This window comes from Salinibacterium sp. dk2585, assembly GCF_008001035.1.
Taxonomy (GTDB): Bacteria; Actinomycetota; Actinomycetes; order Actinomycetales; family Microbacteriaceae; genus Homoserinimonas.
On sequence record NZ_CP042856.1, the window covers coordinates 1,216,566 to 1,235,425 of the forward strand.

The window sequence follows — 18,860 nt, forward strand, 5'->3', positions numbered from 1 at the left end:
GGGAGACCACCCGAGCAGACGCCTGAACCAGACGGAGAAGCAGTGCCCGCGAGCAGCGATTCCTTCGTGCACCTGCACGTGCACAGCGAGTATTCGATGCTGGACGGAGCGGCCCGTGTGAAGCCCCTCATCGAGGCGGCGGTCGAGCAGGGGATGCCCGCCGTCGCCGTGACTGACCATGGCAACGTCTTCGGTGCCTACGACTTCTGGAAGACCGCGACCGCGGCGGGAATCAAGCCCATCATCGGCACCGAGGCCTACCTCACGCCCGGCACCCACCGCAGTGACAAGGCCCGTATCAAGTGGGGCGACGGCGGTGGCGACGATGTCTCGGGCGCGGGTGCCTACACGCACATGACGCTCCTGAGCGAGACGAACGAGGGGCTGCACAACCTCTTCCGACTCTCGTCGAAGGCCTCGCTCGAGGGCTATTACTTCAAACCCCGCATGGACCGCGAACTGCTCTCCCAGTACGGCAAGGGTCTCATCGCCACCACGGGGTGCCCGAGTGGCGAGGTGCAGACACGGCTTCGACTTGGACAGTACGACGAGGCGGTCAAGGCTGCCGCCGATTTCCGTGACATCTTCGGCCGTGAGAGCTTCTTCGCCGAGATCATGGACCACGGGCTCGGCATCGAGCGGCGCATCATGAGTGACCTCCTTCGCCTGGCCAAAGACCTCGAGCTGCCGCTCGTCGCGACGAACGACCTCCACTACACCCACGCCCACGACGCCACCAGCCACGCGGCGCTCCTGTGCGTGCAGTCGGGCACGACACTTGACGACCCGAAGCGCTTCAAGTTCGACGCCGACGAGTTCTACCTCAAGTCGGCGAGCCAGATGCGGACGCTCTTCCGCGACCATCCCGAGGCCTGTGACAACACCCTGTTGATCGCGGAACGCTGCGAGGTCGCGTTCGATGAGTCGGCGAACTACATGCCGCGCTTCCCCGTGCCCGAGGGTGAGACGGAAGACACGTGGTTTGCCAAGGAGGTTGAGAAGGGGCTCCACTACCGCTATCCGGATGGGATCCCCGACGATGTCCGGCGCCAGGCGGAGTACGAGAAGCAGGTCATCATCCAGATGGGCTTCCCCGGCTACTTCCTCGTCGTCGCAGACTTCATCAACTGGTCGAAGGAGAACGGCATCCGCGTCGGTCCCGGGCGTGGTTCCGGTGCGGGCTCGATGGTCGCGTACGCGATGCGCATCACTGACCTCGACCCTCTCAAGCACGGCCTCATCTTTGAGCGCTTCCTGAATCCAGACCGCGTGTCGATGCCCGACTTCGACGTCGACTTCGACGACCGTCGCCGCGGCGAGGTCATCAAGTATGTGACCGAGAAGTACGGCGACGAGCGCGTCGCACAGATCGTCACCTACGGCACCATCAAGGCCAAGCAGGCGCTCAAGGACTCCTCCCGCGTGCTGGGCTTCCCCTTCGGCATGGGCGAGAAGCTGACAAAGGCGATGCCGCCGCCCATCATGGGCAAGGACATCCCACTCACCGGCATCTTCGACAAAGCGCACCCTCGCTACAAGGAGGCCGCAGACATTCGTGCGGTCGTCGAGACCGACCCCGAAGCCAAGACCGTCTTCGACACGGCACTCGGCCTCGAGAACCTCAAGCGCCAGTGGGGCGTGCACGCCGCCGGCGTGATCATGTCGAGCGATCCGCTGATCGACATCATCCCGCTCATGAAGCGGGAGCAGGACGGCCAGATCGTCACGCAGTTCGACTACCCCGCCTGCGAGGCCCTCGGCCTCATCAAGATGGACTTCCTCGGCCTGCGAAACCTCACGATCATCTCCGACGCCCTCGAGAACATCGAGACCAACCGCGGCGAGACGCTCGACCTCGAGACGCTCACGCTCGACGACCCGGCCTCATACGAGCTGCTCGCGAGGGGTGACACGCTCGGTGTCTTCCAGCTCGACGGTGGCCCCATGCGCGGGCTGCTGCGGCTCATGAAGCCCGACAACTTCGAAGACGTCTCGGCCGTCATCGCGCTCTACCGCCCCGGCCCCATGGGCGCCGACTCGCACACGAACTACGCGCTGCGCAAGAACGGGCTGCAGGACATCACTCCGATCCATCCGGAGCTCGAGGAGCCGCTGCGCGAGATCCTCGATGGCACCTACGGCCTCATCATCTACCAGGAGCAGGTGATGGCGATCGCACAGAAGGTCGCCGGATTCTCGCTCGGACAGGCCGACATCCTGCGGCGCGCGATGGGCAAGAAGAAGAAGTCCGAACTCGACAAGCAGTATGAGGGCTTCAGCGGCGGCATGAAGGAACGCGGCTTCTCTGAGCCCGCGATCAAGGCGCTCTGGGACATCTTGCTGCCCTTCTCCGATTACGCCTTCAACAAGGCGCACTCGGCCGCCTATGGCGTGATCTCCTACTGGACCGCCTACCTCAAGGCCCACTATCCCGCGGAGTACATGGCCGCGCTGCTCACGAGCGTCGGCGACTCCAAGGACAAGCTGGCGATTTACCTCAACGAGTGCCGCCGCATGGGCATCAAAGTGCTCCCGCCCGACGTCAACGAGTCGATCGGCTTCTTCGCCGCCGTCGGTGACGACATCCGCTTCGGACTCGGCGCCGTTCGCAACGTGGGCTTCTCCGTCGTCGAACTCATCCGGGGCGCGCGTGAGGAGAAGGGCCGCTTCACGTCCTTCGACGACTTCCTCAAAAAGGTTCCCATCGGCGTTGCCAACAAGCGCACGATCGAGTCACTCATCAAGGCGGGCGCCTTCGATTCGCTCGGCCACACGCGCAGGGCGCTCTTCGAGATCCACGAGGATGCCACGGAGGCCGCTGTGCGCGAAAAGCGCGCGGAGGCCAACGGCCAGGTGGGCTTCGACTTCGACAACCTCTGGGATGAGCCCCAGGCGGCCAACACGGTGCCGGATCGGCCCGAGTGGTCGAAAGGCGACAAGCTCGCCTTCGAGCGCGAGATGCTGGGGCTCTACGTCTCCGACCACCCGCTGGCAGGGCTGGAACTGCAACTCGCGAAGCATGCCAGCACCACGATCGCCGAGATTCTCGCCGGCGAAACGGTGCACGACGGCGAGACCGTGACGATCGCCGGGCTCATGACGAGCGTGCAGCATCGCACCGCCCGAAACTCGGGCAACCAGTACGGGCTGGTCACCGTCGAGGACTTCGGCGGCGAGATCACGGTCATGTTCCTCGGCAAGACCTACCAGGAGTTCTCGCCAGGGCTCACCCCGGACTCGATTGTCGTCATCCGCGCCCGCGTGAGCCAGCGCGACGACGGAGTGAACCTCCACGCGAACAGCATGTTCGTCCCCGACATGGGAGCGAGTCTCGGCTCGGGCCCGCTCATGATCTCTGTTCCCGAGGTGCGGGCGACGACGGAGGTCGTCTCGGCGCTGGGAGACGTGCTCATCCGGCACGCGGGCGAGACGGAGGTGCGCCTCAAGCTCATCAAGGGCAGCACGGCGCGGATGTTCGAGGTTCCCTACCCCGTGTCGGTCACGGCAGACCTCTATGGCGAACTCAAGTCACTGCTTGGCCCCGCCTGCCTGAGCTGATCGCGCGGCGGTGGACGCGGCCGCGGCGACTAGAATGGCGTGGCCATGATCCAGACCATCGACCTGCGGAATCAGCGACCAGACATCGCAACGCTTCTTGCTCTCATTCCCCGCGCCCTCACCGATGTGGCGGCCGCCTCCTCGATCGCGCAGGAGCTCATCGACGACGTACGCAGCCGGGGGAGTGCGGCCCTCCTCGACCAGGCCGAGCGCCTCGACAGGGTGCGGCCACAGCAGGTGCGGGTTCCGGCATCCGAGATCGCGGCGGCCGTTGGCTCCCTGCAGGCGGATGTACGCGACGCCCTCGAGTCGGCGATCGAGCGCGTGCGGGCGGCAAGCGAGGCGCAGGTGCCCGCTCCCGTCACGACGACGCTCGGTGCAGGGGCATCCATCGTCCAGCGCTGGGCGCCGGTGCGCCGCGTCGGTCTCTACGTGCCCGGCGGCAAAGCGGTCTATCCGTCGAGTGTCGTCATGAACGTGGTGCCTGCGCAGGTTGCGGGCGTCTCCTCCGTGGCCCTCGCATCCCCGCCGCAGCAACAATTCGGCGGTTCCGTGCACCCCACGATCCTTGGCGCCGCCGGCCTCCTGGGCGTCGATGAGGTCTACGCCATGGGTGGTGCTGGCGCGATCGGCGCCTTCGCCTACGGTGTTGCAGACGCGGGCCTCGAGCCCGTCCAGTTGATCACCGGGCCCGGCAACGTGTTCGTCGCGGCGGCCAAGCGGCTTGTCCGAGGGCAGGCCGGCATCGATTCTGAGGCGGGTCCCACAGAGATCCTGATCATCGCGGATGATTCGGCCGATGCGTCGATCGTTGCGGTTGACCTCATCAGCCAGGCGGAGCACGACGAGCTTGCGGCCGCCGTGCTCGTCACGGACTCGCCAGCCCTCGCATCGAGGGTCGAGGAGGAGCTCGCGCGCCTCGTGCCCCAGACGGCTCACCGGGAGCGCGTCACAGAGGCTCTCGGGGGTCGCCAGTCCTCCATCGTGCTCGTGGATGACCTCGCGGTCGCCGCTGACTTCAGCAATGCCTACGGCCCCGAGCACCTCGAGTTGCAGGTGGCCGACGTCGACTCCCTCCTCGAGTCGATCGAGAACGCGGGAGCCATTTTCGTTGGCCGCTATTCGCCCGTGAGCCTCGGTGACTACCTCGCGGGCTCGAACCACGTGCTCCCGACGGGTGGTCAGGCGCGCTTCGCTGCGGGTCTTGGCGCCTACACCTTCCTTCGCCCGCAGCAGGTCGTGCGGTACGACGAAACGGGCCTCCGTGAGGTCGAGCGGCGGATCGTGGCCCTGGCGACGGCCGAGGACCTACCCGCCCATGCCGCCGCCGTCACGGCTCGCTTCGCGGGGGGCGAGCGTCCGCAGGGCTGACGCTTTCCCCATTCCAGCGGCTCGTCGCGACGCATCCGAGTCGCCGGGGCCTATCCTTGGGGCACCATGTTCTGCCCTTTCTGTCGCCACCCAGATTCCCGAGTCATCGATTCCCGCACGAGCGACGACGGCCTCTCGATCCGTCGCCGTCGGCAGTGCCCTGAATGCGGACGCCGCTTCAGCACGACTGAGACGGCAAGCCTGAGCGTGGTCAAGCGAAACGGTGTGCTCGAGCCCTTCAGTCGCGAGAAGGTCGTCGCCGGTGTTCGCAAGGCCTGCCAGGGCAGGCCTGTGACCGACACCGATCTCGCCCTCCTGGCGCAGCGCGTGGAAGAGGCGATCCGAGCGACGGGTGCATCCCAGATCGAGGCCAACGACATCGGGCTCGCGATCCTTCCTCCGCTTCGGGAGCTCGATGAAGTTGCGTACCTCCGTTTCGCCAGCGTCTACCAGGCCTTCGAGTCGCTCGAGGACTTCGAGTCCGCGATCGGCCAGCTTCGCTCCGAGCACGAGTCCGCGTAGGGCCGAGCGACGCGGCGGGTCTCCTGCCGCTAGTGTTGCCGTGGCATGTATCGCTTCCTTTTCACCATATTCCTGCGACGCCTCGATCCCGAGACCGCGCACGGCCTCGCGTTCCGCGTCATCCGTCTGCTTCCCTACGTGGGGCTCGGTGCGCTCGCCCGTGCCTACTCACGCCCGGATCCCGTGCTCGCGGTCGAGGCCCTCGGCCTCCAGTTCGCGTCGCCCTTCGGGCTCGCAGCCGGCTTCGACAAGGAGGCCCTCGCCATCCGTGGACTGGGCCAGCTCGGCTTCGGTCACGTCGAGGTGGGCACCCTGACGGCGCAGCCCCAACCGGGAAACGAGAAGCCCCGCATGTTCCGACTCGTCGAAGACCGGGCACTCGTCAACCGCATGGGCTTCAACAATCATGGGGCCGCGGATGCCGCTCCTCGGCTCGCCCGGGAGCGCCGGCGTCGCGGACGCCCCGTGATCGGCGTGAACATCGGCAAGAGCCGCATGGTCGACGTCGACGATGCGATCGCTGACTACCTGACGAGCACGCGCCTCCTCGCTCCCGAGAGCGACTACCTCGTGGTGAACGTCAGTTCCCCCAACACGCCAGGCCTCCGTGGCCTGCAGGAGCTCGATCGGCTCGAGCCGCTTCTCGCGGCCGTGCGGGACGAGGCATCCGGCACTCCCGTGCTGGTGAAGATCGCCCCGGACCTCTCCGACGAGGAGATCGACCGCATCGCGTCCCTCGTGACGAAACTCGGCCTGCCGGGCGTCATCGCGACCAACACCACGATCGCCCGCACAGGTCTCAGGGCGAGTGCTTCGGAGATCGAGAGGATCGGGGCGGGCGGCCTGTCAGGCGCACCGCTCAAGGCGCGCTCGCTCGAGGTGCTCACACGGCTGCGCTCAGTGCTCCCCGCCGACGCCTGCATCATCTCGGTCGGCGGAGTCGAGTCAGCGAGGGATGTCGCGGCACGCCTGCGTGCCGGAGCAACGCTCGTGCAGGGCTATACGGCGTTCATCTATGAGGGACCTCTGTGGGCTGCCCACATCAACCGTGTGCTCGCTCGCATGGCGAACGATGGCACGCTCAGGCGGGGTACTGCCCCCGCTTGACCTGCGGCTTCGGCAGGCGCATTGGACGCATCTGCAGGCAACGCATGGCGGTGTACCAGCGCACCTTCTCGACCTTGTCCTCGCCGAACTTCGCCTTCAGGCGCTTGGTGACGACGAGTCCTGCGATGACGCAGTCGAGGACAGCGAGGAGGAAGAATCCCCACAGCACGGCCATGCTGACGATCGCGATCATGGGGTCGGGGATGACCGTGAGCACGATCACGAGGAGCATGACGGGAATCATAAGCTCGCCGATGCTGAAGCGCGCGTCCACGTAGTCACGCACGTAGCGGCGCTGCGGGCCCTTGTCGCGCTGCGGGAGGTACCTCTCCTCGCCGTTGGCCATTCCGACGCGCGCACGATCGCGCGCCTCGTTGTACTTCGCGCGGGCCTCGCGGTTCGCCGCCTTGCGGTCGTTCGAGACGAGGGGACGGAGGTTCGCAGCCTCACGCTCCTTGCGCGTGGGGGTGGGGCGCCCCTTGCCCGTGGTCGTGCCCTGCTCGTCTGCTTCGACGGCGGGCTGTGATTCTGGTGCGGGCTTGGCCATGGGAGTTCCTTGCGTTGGGGACTGCTTAAGATTACCTGCATGACCTCGGACTCCAATCAGAACGTTCCGACCCGGCAACAGTTGAGGGAGGCGCTCGGCACTGCGGTGCAGTCGGGCTTCCCCTCGGCGGTCGCTGACCTGTCGCGCCTTGTGCGCATCCCGTCGGTGTCGTGGTCGGCGTTCGACCCGCATCACGTCGAGGAGAGCGCGAGCGCGGTTGCGGGCTTGCTGGAGGGACTTGGCGTCTTCGACTCGGTCATCGTCTCCCGCGCCCCCGTCGGTGATGGCGATGCCAACGGGTTGCCCGCAGTGCTGGCGACCCGTGCGGCACGCAATGGGCGTCCGACCGTCCTTCTCTACGCTCACCACGACGTGCAGCCTCCAGGGGACGAGGGGGAGTGGGACTCACCGCCCTTCGAGCCGACCCTCCGCGGTGAACGTCTCTACGGTCGTGGCTCCGCGGATGACAAGGCCGGCGTCATGGCCCACGTTGCCGCGATCCGCGCACTGCGGGAGACGCTTGGCGACGATTTCGATCTCGGTATCAGCGTCTTCATTGAGGGGGAGGAGGAGGCGGGCTCGCTGTCCTTCGCCTCATTCCTGCGCCAGCACCGTGAAGAGCTCGCATCGGACCTGATCGTCGTCGCCGACTCGGACAACTGGGACACGGAGACCCCCTCGCTCACCGTCTCGCTTCGCGGCAATGTCGCGTTCGCGCTCGAGGTGCGCACTCTCGCCCACGCATCCCACTCCGGCTTGTTCGGTGGGGCCGCGCCCGACGCGATGATGGCGCTCGTGCGGATCCTCGCCTCCTTCCATGACGACGACGGCTCTGTCGCGATCGACGGGTTGAGGTCCGCGTCCTTCGAGACCCCTGCGGATGACGAGCAGCGACTCCGTGACGAGGCGGGGCTCCTGGATGGCGTGACGCCGGTGGGTCGCGGCAGCATCTACTCGCGCGTCTGGGCCCAGCCGGCCGTCACGGTCACGGGTATTGACGCGCCCTCCGTCGGGCGCGCATCGAATACCCTCCTACCCAGCGCGAGGGCGAAGGTCAGCGTGAGGGTGGCCCCGGGGCAAGACGCGGAGGAGGCGTACGCCCTCATCCGCCGACACATCGAGGCCCACACCCCCTTCGGTGCCCACGTCTCCTTCGCGAATCCCGAACTCGGTGACCCCTTCCTCGTCGACACCGAGGGCTGGGCCGTGCAGGAGGCGCGGGACGCGATGGCATCAGCGTGGGGCAACGATGCCGTCCTCGCAGGCATCGGCGGGTCGATCCCCTTCATCGCAGACCTCGTCGGCGAGTTTCCGCAGGCGCAGATCCTCGTGACGGGCGTCGAGGACCCACACACGCGCGCGCACAGCCCCAACGAGTCACTGCACCTCGGAGTGTTCCGCAAGGCGATCCTGACGGAGGCGGTGCTCCTTGCGCAGCTCAACGAGCGTAAGGGCTTTTCACGATCGTGACTTCGCCCGCAGGGAATGATTTCCCAGCGCGCACGCTTACACTGGAAATGCCCCTCGTGGGGCCGAGACGTGAGGAGACGGCATGACTGACACCGCAATGAGCGTGGGAACGCTCAACGACCAGCAGGCCGCTGACGCCCCGGAGCACGGCGTGCTCCTGACCGACGCAGCAGCCGCGAAGGTGCGTTCGCTCTACGAGCAGGAGGGGCGCGACGACCTCCGCCTGCGCGTCGCCGTGCAGCCGGGCGGATGCTCGGGACTCATCTACCAGTTGTATTTCGACGAGCGCCTGCTCGACGGTGACGCGACAGTCGACTTCGACGGCGTGGAGGTCGTGGTCGACAAGATGAGCGTGCCCTATCTGGAGGGCGCGACGATCGATTTCGAGGACACGATCCAGAAGCAGGGCTTCACGATCGACAACCCCAACGCCGGCAGCAGCTGCGCGTGTGGGGATTCATTCAGCTGAGTTTTTGTGGCTGTTGCCAACGAAGGGGAAGTCGCGTCGCGACTTCCCCTTCTTTCGTCTCGCGAGCGGCCATTCGGGTTCGGCAGCGCGTCTCGGGAGCGATAGGCTGGTTGCTGTCAATAGACTGAGTTCCATCCAGTCCCGTGTCATCCGAGAGGTCACAGGTGCGCTCTAACCGCCGTCTTCGATGGGCTGCCGTCCCCCTGGCAGCATCACTTGTCGTCGTCCTAGCCGGATGTACGCAGGCCCAGCTCCGTGGCTACCTGCCGGGCGAGCCCGGCATCACTAACCACACCGACCGCATCGCGGGACTGTGGACCACCTCGTGGATGGTGCTGCTCGTCGTCGGCATCGTCACGTGGGGTCTCGTGCTCTGGGTTGCGACGGTCTACCGCCGGCGCAAGGGTCAGACCGGCCTCCCCGTGCAGCTTCGCTACAACATGCCGATCGAGATCCTCTACACGGTCGTGCCGCTCATCCTCGTCATGGGCTTCTTCGCCTTCACGGCGCGCGACCAGGCGGCGATCGAGGAGCCGATCGAAGACCCGGACGTGCAGATCGAGGTCTATGCCAAGCGCTGGGCCTGGGACTTCAACTACCTCAACGAGGGCCCCGGCGGCGAGGGTGTGCACTACCAGGGCATCCAGGCACAGGAGACCGAGAAGTCGCCGTACATCGACTACGACCTGCTGCCCGTGCTCTACCTCCCCGTCGACAAGACGGTCGAGATTGCGCTGGAGAGCCGCGACGTCATCCACTCCTTCTGGGTCGTCGACTTCCTCTACAAGAAGGACACGGTCCCCGGCAAGAGCAACTACATGTACTTCACTCCGCAGGAGGAAGGCGAGTACATCGGCAAGTGTGCGGAGCTCTGTGGCGAATACCACGCGCTCATGCTCTTCAAGGTGAAGGTCGTCTCCGAGGCGGAGTACGACGCATACATCCAGAGCCTCGTCGACGCCGGCAACACCGGCATCCGCGGCGCCGAGTACAACACGAACAGCAACCTGCCGGGCACCGAGCCCGTGCGCTCAAAGTAAGGCGAGATCATGAGCACCACTACTGAGAGTCGTCCGGAGGCCGCCCCCACGGCCGGCACCGCGACCATCGGTCACACGATGTCGCCGAGTGCCCGTCGCAAGGGCAACGTTCTCGTCAACTGGATCACCTCGACTGACCACAAGACGATCGGGTACATGTACCTCATCAGCTCGTTCGTCTACTTCTGCATCGGCGGCGTGATGGCACTCATCATCCGCGCGCAGCTGTTCGCACCTGGCCTGGACCTGCTCCAGACCAAGGAGCAGTACAACCAGCTCTTCACGATGCACGGCACGATCATGCTGCTCATGTTTGCGACGCCGCTCTTCGCGGGTTTCGCGAATGTGCTGATGCCGCTGCAGATCGGTGCACCGGATGTCGCGTTCCCGCGTCTCAACGCCTTCGCCTACTGGGCCTATAGCTTCGGTAGCCTCATGGCGGTCGCCGGCTTCCTCACGCCGCAGGGTGCCGCCTCCTTCGGATGGTTCGCCTACACGCCGCTGTCGACAACGACATTCACCCCGGGCGTCGGTGGGCATCTCTGGGTCGTCGGCCTTGCGATCTCAGGTTTCGGAACCATCCTCGGTGCCGTCAACTTCATCACGACCATCATCACGATGCGTGCCCCCGGCATGACGATGTGGCGCATGCCGATCTTCACGTGGAACACGCTCGTCACCTCGATCCTCGTGCTGATGGCCTTCCCCGTGCTCGCGGCGGCCCTGTTCGGCCTCGCGATCGACCGTATCTTCGGCGGCCACGTCTACAACGTCGACGCCGGGGGAGCGATCCTCTGGCAGCACCTCTTCTGGTTCTTCGGCCACCCCGAGGTCTACATCATCGCGCTGCCATTCTTCGGCATCGTGTCCGAGGTCTTCCCCGTGTTCAGCCGCAAGCCGATCTTCGGCTACAAGACCCTCGTGTACGCGACGATCGCGATCGCGGCCCTCTCCGTCACGGTGTGGGCGCACCACATGTACGTGACCGGATCCGTGCTGCTTCCGTTCTTCGCCCTCATGACGATGTTGATCGCGGTGCCTACCGGCGTGAAGATCTTCAACTGGATCGGCACGATGTGGCGGGGCTCCGTCACGTTCGAGACACCAATGCTCTGGGCCATCGGCTTTATCGTCACGTTCACCTTCGGTGGACTGACGGGCGTCATCCTGGCGTCGCCGCCGCTCGACTTCCACGTCTCCGACACCTACTTCGTCGTCGCCCACTTCCACTACGTGGTCTTCGGCACGGTCGTCTTCGCGATGTTCAGTGGCTTCTACTTCTGGTGGCCAAAGTGGACCGGCAAGATGCTCAACGAGAAGCTCGGCAAGATCCACTTCTGGGTGCTTTTCATCGGCTTCCACATGACCTTCCTCATCCAGCACTGGCTGGGCGTCGTGGGCATGCCGCGTCGTTACGCGGTCTACCAGCCTGAAGACGGCTACACGTGGATGAACCAGCTGTCCACTGTGGGCGCGATGGTCCTCGGCGCCTCGATGATCCCCTTCCTGCTCAACGTGTACATCACGGCCCGCAAGGCGCCGAAGGTGACCGTGGACGACCCGTGGGGATACGGACGCTCGCTCGAGTGGGCCACGTCGTGCCCGCCGCCGCGCCACAACTTCACCTCGATCCCGCGGATCCGTTCCGAGTCCCCGGCGTTCGACCTCCACCACCCGGAGGCAGGCATCCCGGTGGGAATCGGTCCCGCCAAGGACGCTCCGGATGCTCCCGTGTACGACAGCGCTGACGAGAAGGTGAAGTAGGCACAACATGAAGGTCAATGCAGTAATCTTCTGGGTCCTCACGGTCTTCTTCGCCATCGTCGCCGCGATCTACACCGGCTGGTCATGGGTGGTATCGAACCAGCAGATGGAGGAGTACGCGCAGCGCGTCGGGCCGGGCGGTATCGCCGCCGGGCACCCCGAGTGGGCTGGCACGGTGACTCTCTGGCTCTGCGCCGTGCTGGCGGGCTTCCTCGCCTTCTACGTGGGTAAGTCGTACAAGTCGCAGGGCGGCGAGCTGCCCGAGGACCGCCTCGACGCCAACATCGACGACGGTGACCCCGAGCTCGGGCACTTCAGCCCCTGGAGCTGGTGGCCCATCGTGCTCGCCGGTTCTGCTTCGATCCTGATGCTCGGATTCGCAGTTGGCTTCTGGATCTGCTTCATCGGTGCGGCGCTCACCGTCATCGCGGTTGTCGGTTGGACATATGAGTACTACCGCGGCAACTTCAGGCACTGACGTGGAGATACGCAAAGCGTCGTCGGCAGATGTCGACGGCGTTTTTGCGTTGATTGAGCAGCTTGCCGATACCTATGAGGTCGATCGCGCATCGTTCGACGCCGCGTACGCGGACGCCCTCAAGGATCCGGACCGCAGCGTGCTCCTCATCGCTGAGCTCGACGGTCGCGTCGCGGGCTATGCGCTCATGATCGTCTCGAGACTCCTCTACACGCGGGTGGACTCGGCACAGATTCAGGAGCTCATCGTCGATGAGTCGTTGCGTGGGCGGGGGATCGGCAGCCGCCTTGTGGCCGCCGTCGAAGACATCTGCTTCCAGCGCGGCCTGAACCAGCTGACCGTGGCAAGCAGCCGCACGCCCGCGTTCTACGACCGACTCGACTACCGCTCCACTGCGGACTTCCTGAAGAAGGTCTTCTTCTCGCACAGGGATTGAATGCGGCGCGCTCCAGTGTTCGCTGGATCTCGAAGCCGATCCGTACTGATGTAAAGGCCGATCTGGCGCACGCGTCCGACGAACGGGACGGACGCATGTATGTAGGGAAGCGGTCGCGGCGTGCGCGCGCGTTCGGTCCATGAGCCGCCTCGATAAGCCCCCGGCACCGGCCGCCCCGTGTCCCGGCTCAGAGACAGTGAACGCACGCGATCGCACGCGCGTCGTGACGTCATGACGGGGCGTTGCGTGCTTCGCTACGTCGCACAACTGGCGGTCCCCTCGAACGGCCGCTGTGAGCAGGCTCTATGCGGCGCCATACGGCGAGAGGATGTGAGGCCGTGCGAGCGCGTCGCTGACCGGCCGACATCCTCGAGCCAGCTGGCCTCTCCGGTGCATACACACGTCGTCCAGGTGTGCGGCACGGCGCTGTACAGTTCGGCTGGCCGCCCGATCGGCTGGTTGCGCCGGGCCGCTGATGCGGCGCGACGGCCGGTCCACCCGGTGTAGGCCTCGCAGTACTCGGATCGCCATACTCATACGGCCTCGTTTGAGTCCGTCGTAGCGCGATATGCCGCCGGCCGGCCTACCCTAGTGTGCCCCTCCGCGCGGAAAGGGCCCCGCAGCCGAAGCTACGGGGCCCTTCAGGTCAAGCACCTTGCGGACTAGTGGTGTCCGCCCTGTTCGAGCTCGCCCTTGGTCGCGGGTGAGACACGGTCCTCGAAGAACCATCGCGACATGCGCGCGCGGAGGCGCATACCGACCGTGATCTTGCCCTTGTCGTTGGGGCGCAGCATGAGGGGCTTGTAGTCCTCGTAGCTGACCAGACGCCACCGCTCATACTCAGAGACGGGCTGGTGAACCTCAACGTACTCGCCGCCGGGGAGACGGACGATGCGGCCGGACTCGTAGCCGTGCAGCGCGATCTCGCGGTCCTTCTTCTGCAGCGCGAGGCACACACGCTTGGTGACGAAGTAGGCGATGATCGGCCCCAGGAAGAGGAGTGCCTGCAGCGTGTGGATCACGCCCTCGATTGTCAGGCGGAAGTGCGTTGCCATGAGGTCCGAACTCGCGGCGGCCCACAACACGGCGTAGAACGAGACGCCGGCGGCACCGATGGCGGTGCGAGTCGGGGCGTTGCGCGGACGCTCTGCGATGTGGTGCTCGCGCTTGTCACCCGTGACCCAGGCCTCGATGAAGGGGTAGATCGCGACCATCACGATGAAGAGACCAAGCACCGCGACGGGCACGAGGATGTTCAGCGAGAACGTCCAGCCCCACAGTACGAACTCCCAGCCCGGGGGCACGAGACGGAGCGCGCCATCGGCGAACCCGATGTACCAGTCAGGCTGCGTACCCGCCGACACGGGGGAGGGGTCGTACGGCCCGTAGTTCCAGACCGGGTTGATCTGGAAGAGCGACGCGATGAGCACCAGGATGCCGAAGACGACGAAGAAGAAGCCACCGGCCTTGGCAGCGAACACCGGCATGACCGGAACACCCACGACGTTGTCATTGGTGCGGCCGGGGCCAGCGAACTGCGTGTGCTTGTTGATGATCATGAGCAGCAGGTGCACGCCGAGCGCCGCGATCAGGATCGCGGGCAGCAGCATGATGTGCAGCACGAAGAGGCGGGGGATGACCACGACTCCCGGGAACTCACCACCAAAGAGGAGGTAGGAGATCCACGTGCCGACAATGGGGAAGCCCTTGAGCATTCCGTCGATGATGCGGAGACCGTTGCCCGACAGCAGGTCGTCGGGGAGCGAGTAGCCCGTGAAGCCTTCAGCCATCGCGAGGATGAAGAGCACGAAGCCGATCACCCAGTTGATCTCGCGCGGCTTGCGGAACGCACCCGTGAAGAACACGCGGAGCATGTGCAGGCCGATCGAGGCGATGAACAGGAGCGCGGCCCAGTGGTGGACCTGGCGCATGAGCAGGCCGCCGCGGATGTCGAAGGAGATGTCGAGTGTCGAGGCCATCGCCGCGGACATCTCGATGCCCTTGAGCGGTGCATACGAGCCGTTGTAGGTGACGTGCGACATCGACGGGTCGAAGAAGAACGTCAGGAAGGTACCCGAAAGGAGGATGACGACGAAGCTGTACATCGCAACTTCACCGAGCATGAACGACCAGTGGTCGGGGAAGATCTTGCGACCGAGCTCCTTGACGAGGCCAGAGATGCTGGTGCGCTCATCGATGTAATTGGCTGCCGCGTTCGTGAAGCGCATGCCCTTGCCGACGGGCTTCTCGGTCACCGTCGAGGCGGCTGCGGCTGCGGGTGTGGTGGTGGTTGTCATGCGGAACGCTCCCAGAAGCTAGGACCAACGGGCTCATGGAAGTCGCTCTGGGCCACCAGGTAGCCTTCTGCGTCCACGGCGATCGGAAGCTGGGGGAGTGGCCTCGCCGCCGGTCCGAAGATGACCTCACAGTGGTTGGATACGTCGAACTCCGACTGGTGGCAGGGGCACAGGAGATGGTGCGTGTGCTGCTCGTAGAGAGCCACCGGGCATCCGACGTGCGTGCAGATCTTGGAGTAGGCGACGATTCCGTCGTACGACCAGCCCTTGCGGTCCTCCGCCTCGTGGAGGGCAGAGGGGTCGAGGCGCATCAGCAGGACAGCGGCCTTGGCCTTCTCGTCGAGCGGGTGGGCTGTCTCGTCGATCCCCTCCGGCATGACGTGGAAGACGGAGCCGATAGTGACATCCGAGGCCTTGATGGGGGTGCCGGCGGGATCGAGGGTGAGGCGGGTGCCCTTGTCCCAGGCCGTCTGCTTGAACAGCGTGACCGGGCTCTTGGCGGGTGCGAGGTCGCGGAACATGACGATCGCGGGCAGCGGGAACACGGCGAGGGCCCCGATGAGGCTGTTGCGGATGAGCTTGCGACGCGTGAAGCCGGACTCCTCATTGCCGAGCGTGAAGATCCGTGCCGCAGCGGCGCGGGTCTCTTCTGTGCCGCGAGTGGGGTGGCGCATCTCCACGTGCTCGTGGCTGCTCATGAGGTTCTTCGCCCAGTAGATCGCCCCGATGCCGAGGGGGATAAGTGCGAGCGTGATGCCGAGACCCAGGAAGAGCGTGTTGAGCCTGACGGAAAGCATGTCGCCAGGAACGATCGGGAACACGATGTAGGCGACGATCGCGAGAATACTGCCGATGATCGAGAGGATGAAGAGCATGCCGACCGTGCGTGACGCGCGGCGCTCCTTCGCGGGGTCGAGGTCAGTGACGCGCGGCTCGTGCGGAGGGAGCCCCGGGTTGGTGAACGCGTCTGAGGCGACGACGGCCGTGCCTGACGAAACCGGAACGGCTTCGTGATTCTCGACAGCCGAGCCGGCAGCGGCGGATGACTCGCCGTTGTCCTGCTTTGCCATTCTCTTCCCTTCGATTGGCACGCTGTGTGGTGCGGTGTGACTGTGACGGTTGGTTCAGTGCCTAGTTGGCGCGTGCGGCGATCCACACCGTCACGCCGACCACGGCTCCGAGACCGAAGATCCAGATGAAGAGGCCCTCAGATACAGGGCCGAGGTTTCCGAGGCCGAACCCTCCGACGCTGGGGCTCTCCTCCATGAACTTGAGGTAGGCGACGATGTCAGCCTTGTCTTCGGGGGTGAGGTTCAGGTCATTGAACACCGGCATGTTCTGCGGACCCGTGACCATGGCCTCGTAGATGTGCTTCGCCTCGACGCCCATGAGGCTGGGAGCCCACTTGCCCTCCGTCAGGGCGCCGCCGGCGCCGGCGACGTTGTGGCACATGGCGCAGTTGATGCGGAACAGTTCGCCGCCGTTGGCGAGGTCAGCCTCGCCTTCGAAGAGCGACTCATCGGGCACCGCAGGCCCGGGAGCGAGCGACGCGACGTATGCAGCGAGGGCGTCGATCTGCTCATCCGTGAACTGCACCGGCTTCTGCGGAGCCTGGGGTCCCTGGGCGGCCATGGGCATGCGGCCCGTGCCGACCTGGAAGTCGACGGCGGCTGCGCCGACACCGTAGAGGCTCACGCCTGCCTCGGTTCCCTCAGCATTGAAGCCGTGGCAGGTGGCGCAGTTTGCGTCGAAGAGCGCCTGGCCCTCATCGACCAGCTGCTGGTGCACGATTGCGGTGTTGGCGGTCTCCGCAGTCGCAGTCGAGGTGAAGAGCGCGTAGGCGCCACCGGTCGTGACGAGGCCCGCGAGGATCAGCGCGACGCTCGCGAGAGGGTGGCGACGTCCTGCTCGCTTGCCACGACGATCCGTAGTGGTCGAGTCATTTCCCATGGTGCTGTGGTCTTCCCGTTCTTCGAGTTGCGGTTGCGATGACGAGGCGGCCGTGACGTGGCGCCGTCGCGACTATTTGAGGACGTAGATGACCAGGAAGAGCCCGATCCACACCACGTCGACGAAGTGCCAGTAGTACGAGACGACGATGGCGCTCGTCGCCTCCTTGTGGCCGAACCGAGAGACGCTGTAGGCACGGCCGATGATGAGGAGGAATGCGATGAGGCCACCCAGCACGTGAAGGCCGTGGAAGCCGGTCGTGATGTAGAAGGCGGAGCCGTAGGAGTTTGAGCCGAGGCCGACGAACTCGCTGACGAGCACGGCGTACTCGAAGACCTGGCCCGTCACGAACATCGCACCCATGATGAAGGTGACCCAGAACCACTCGACCATGCCCCACTTGCCGATCTGCAGGAGGCTGCCCGTGCGTCGTGGCTGCATTCGCTCGGCAGCGAAGACGCCAAACTGCGCGGTGAACGACGAAGCCACGAGGATGATCGTGATCGTCAGCGCGAAGGGAACGTTCAAGAGGGCGGTCTCTGAGGCCCACAACTCGGGCGAGGTGCCGCGAAGCGTGAAGTAGATGGCGAAGAGCCCAGCGAAGAACATCACCTCGCTGCCAAGCCAGACGATCGTGCCGACCGCGACGACGTTCGGCCTGTTCACGACAGGCGCTCCGGTAGTGGGGGAGAGAGAGGTGCTGGTCACGAGTCCCATTATGGCCGAAATTCGGACGAAGGGTTGTCAGGCAGCCGTGTGTGCCGAATCAGGTTCATTAGGATTTGGATATGTCTTCACTTCCCACCTGGCCGGAACTCCTCACGACGCTGCTGGATGGGAAGGATCTCAGCATCAGCGAGGCCGCATGGGCCATGCGTGAGGTCATGGAGGGTCGCGCGAGTTCAGCACAGCTGGGCGGGTTCCTGATGGCGCTGAGGGCCAAGGGCGAGTCTGTGGGCGAGATCGTCGGCTTTCGGGACGCAGTGCTCGAGAACGCGATGCCGCTCCAAGTCGATCCCATGGTTCTCGATATCGTCGGCACCGGAGGAGACCGTCATGGCACGGTGAACGTATCCACGATGGCGAGTGTCGTGTGCGCTGCATCCGGCGCCCGCGTGCTCAAGCACGGGAACCGCGCCGTGAGTTCAAAGTCCGGTGCTTCGGATGTGCTGACGGAGCTGGGGGTCAACCTCGGCCTCCCGGCGGAGCGTGTGGGGGAGGTGCTCGAGCGCACCGGTATCGCGTTCGCATTTGCCGCGATGTTCCACCCGGGATTTCGCCACGCGGGCCCCGTGCGCGCAGAGCTGGGCGTGCCGACCGTGTTCAACTTCCTCGGTCCGCTCTGTAACCCGGCGCGGCCCGAAGCATCCGCAGTGGGAGTCGCGAATCTCGAGACGGTGCCGCTGTTCGTCGGGGTGTTTCGCACGCGCGGCGCGACGGCTCTGGTGTTCCGAGGCGATGACGGCCTGGACGAATTGACGACCACCGGGCACAGCCACATCTGGGAGGTTTCGCGGGGTGACGTGCACGAGCATGACCTGGATCCCCGCGAGCTCGGCATCCCGACGGCGAAGATCGAAGACCTCATCGGGGGCGACGGCGTCGCGAACGCCGAGATTGCGCGGGCCACACTCGCGGGAGAGGCGGGTCCGGTGCGGGACATCGTGCTGCTCAATGCGGCCGCTGGCCTCATCTCCTGGGAGCTGGCCCATGACGCTGCGCAGAGCCAGGTACCGATTCTGGAGCGTTTCAAGGAGAAGCTCGTCGTTGCCGCCGAGGCGATCGATTCCGGCAGGGCAATTGCCAAGCTCGACGAGTGGGTCGCCGCCACGCAATCCTGAGAATCACGCC

At 65.4% G+C, this 18,860-nt stretch carries 16 protein-coding genes; 11 read left to right on the plus strand and 5 right to left on the minus strand.

The features are described 5' to 3' along the window. Positions 1-96: 96 nt before the first annotated feature. The 4 genes from dnaE (at position 97) to FVA74_RS05735 (ending at position 6,558) form a co-directional block, all read left to right on the plus strand. Positions 97-3,558 (plus strand): DNA polymerase III subunit alpha, encoded by a 3,462-nt coding sequence (dnaE, locus tag FVA74_RS05720; RefSeq protein WP_147723089.1) that lies wholly within the window; start codon positions 97-99, stop codon positions 3,556-3,558. 45 nt (positions 3,559-3,603) lie between these two features. After that, positions 3,604-4,929 (plus strand): histidinol dehydrogenase, encoded by a 1,326-nt coding sequence (gene hisD / locus FVA74_RS05725; RefSeq protein ID WP_147721118.1) that lies wholly within the window; start codon positions 3,604-3,606, stop codon positions 4,927-4,929. Between the two features lie 66 nt (positions 4,930-4,995). Beyond that, on the plus strand, positions 4,996-5,451 hold the full coding sequence (nrdR, locus tag FVA74_RS05730) for a transcriptional regulator NrdR (protein ID WP_147721119.1): 456 nt from the start codon (positions 4,996-4,998) through the stop codon (positions 5,449-5,451). A gap of 45 nt (positions 5,452-5,496) precedes the next feature. Then, complete coding sequence (locus tag FVA74_RS05735; RefSeq protein ID WP_147721121.1) at positions 5,497-6,558, plus strand: quinone-dependent dihydroorotate dehydrogenase; 1,062 nt, start codon at positions 5,497-5,499, stop codon at positions 6,556-6,558. On the opposite strand, the gene FVA74_RS05740 is transcribed toward FVA74_RS05735, so the two are convergent. Next, positions 6,533-7,105, minus strand: a complete 573-nt coding sequence (locus tag FVA74_RS05740; protein ID WP_147721123.1) for a DUF3043 domain-containing protein — start codon at positions 7,103-7,105, stop codon at positions 6,533-6,535. The genes FVA74_RS05735 and FVA74_RS05740 overlap by 26 nt on opposite strands. 39 nt (positions 7,106-7,144) lie before the next feature. Here FVA74_RS05740 and FVA74_RS05745 point away from each other — a divergent pair, with 39 nt between their 5' ends. The 6 genes from FVA74_RS05745 to FVA74_RS05770 all read left to right on the plus strand — a co-directional run bounded on the left by FVA74_RS05745 (position 7,145) and on the right by FVA74_RS05770 (position 12,762). Then, positions 7,145-8,575: a dipeptidase gene (locus FVA74_RS05745; RefSeq protein ID WP_147721125.1), complete on the plus strand. Its 1,431-nt coding sequence runs from the start codon at positions 7,145-7,147 to the stop codon at positions 8,573-8,575. A gap of 97 nt (positions 8,576-8,672) precedes the next feature. Continuing rightward, complete coding sequence (erpA, locus tag FVA74_RS05750; RefSeq protein WP_370454529.1) at positions 8,673-9,044, plus strand: iron-sulfur cluster insertion protein ErpA; 372 nt, start codon at positions 8,673-8,675, stop codon at positions 9,042-9,044. A gap of 143 nt (positions 9,045-9,187) precedes the next feature. Further along, positions 9,188-10,084 carry a cytochrome c oxidase subunit II gene (gene coxB / locus FVA74_RS05755; RefSeq protein ID WP_147721129.1) on the plus strand — a complete coding sequence of 299 codons (897 nt, stop codon included), beginning with the start codon at positions 9,188-9,190 and terminating at the stop codon, positions 10,082-10,084. Between the two features lie 9 nt (positions 10,085-10,093). Next, complete coding sequence (gene ctaD / locus FVA74_RS05760; RefSeq protein ID WP_147721131.1) at positions 10,094-11,848, plus strand: cytochrome c oxidase subunit I; 1,755 nt, start codon at positions 10,094-10,096, stop codon at positions 11,846-11,848. Between the two features lie 7 nt (positions 11,849-11,855). Then, positions 11,856-12,326, plus strand: coding sequence for a cytochrome c oxidase subunit 4 (locus FVA74_RS05765; protein WP_147721132.1), 471 nt, complete (start codon positions 11,856-11,858; stop codon positions 12,324-12,326). A 1-nt stretch (position 12,327) separates the two neighbouring features. Then, complete coding sequence (locus tag FVA74_RS05770; RefSeq protein WP_168220071.1) at positions 12,328-12,762, plus strand: GNAT family N-acetyltransferase; 435 nt, start codon at positions 12,328-12,330, stop codon at positions 12,760-12,762. A gap of 662 nt (positions 12,763-13,424) precedes the next feature. Here FVA74_RS05770 and FVA74_RS05775 read toward each other — a convergent pair. The 4 genes from FVA74_RS05775 to FVA74_RS05790 form a co-directional block, all read right to left on the minus strand. Further along, positions 13,425-15,059, minus strand: coding sequence for a ubiquinol-cytochrome c reductase cytochrome b subunit (locus tag FVA74_RS05775; protein WP_147721134.1), 1,635 nt, complete (start codon positions 15,057-15,059; stop codon positions 13,425-13,427). Continuing rightward, positions 15,056-16,129, minus strand: coding sequence for a ubiquinol-cytochrome c reductase iron-sulfur subunit (locus FVA74_RS05780; RefSeq protein WP_147721135.1), 1,074 nt, complete (start codon positions 16,127-16,129; stop codon positions 15,056-15,058). The genes FVA74_RS05775 and FVA74_RS05780 overlap by 4 nt, the downstream gene beginning before the upstream one ends. 61 nt (positions 16,130-16,190) lie before the next feature. Continuing rightward, complete coding sequence (locus FVA74_RS05785) at positions 16,191-17,009, minus strand: c-type cytochrome (protein WP_147721136.1); 819 nt, start codon at positions 17,007-17,009, stop codon at positions 16,191-16,193. 72 nt (positions 17,010-17,081) lie between these two features. Continuing rightward, positions 17,082-17,726: a heme-copper oxidase subunit III gene (locus tag FVA74_RS05790; RefSeq protein ID WP_147721137.1), complete on the minus strand. Its 645-nt coding sequence runs from the start codon at positions 17,724-17,726 to the stop codon at positions 17,082-17,084. A gap of 71 nt (positions 17,727-17,797) precedes the next feature. Here FVA74_RS05790 and trpD point away from each other — a divergent pair, with 71 nt between their 5' ends. Next, entirely contained in the window at positions 17,798-18,850 is a 1,053-nt protein-coding gene (gene trpD / locus FVA74_RS05795) for an anthranilate phosphoribosyltransferase (protein ID WP_147721138.1), read from the plus strand. Positions 18,851-18,860: the final 10 nt, after the last annotated feature.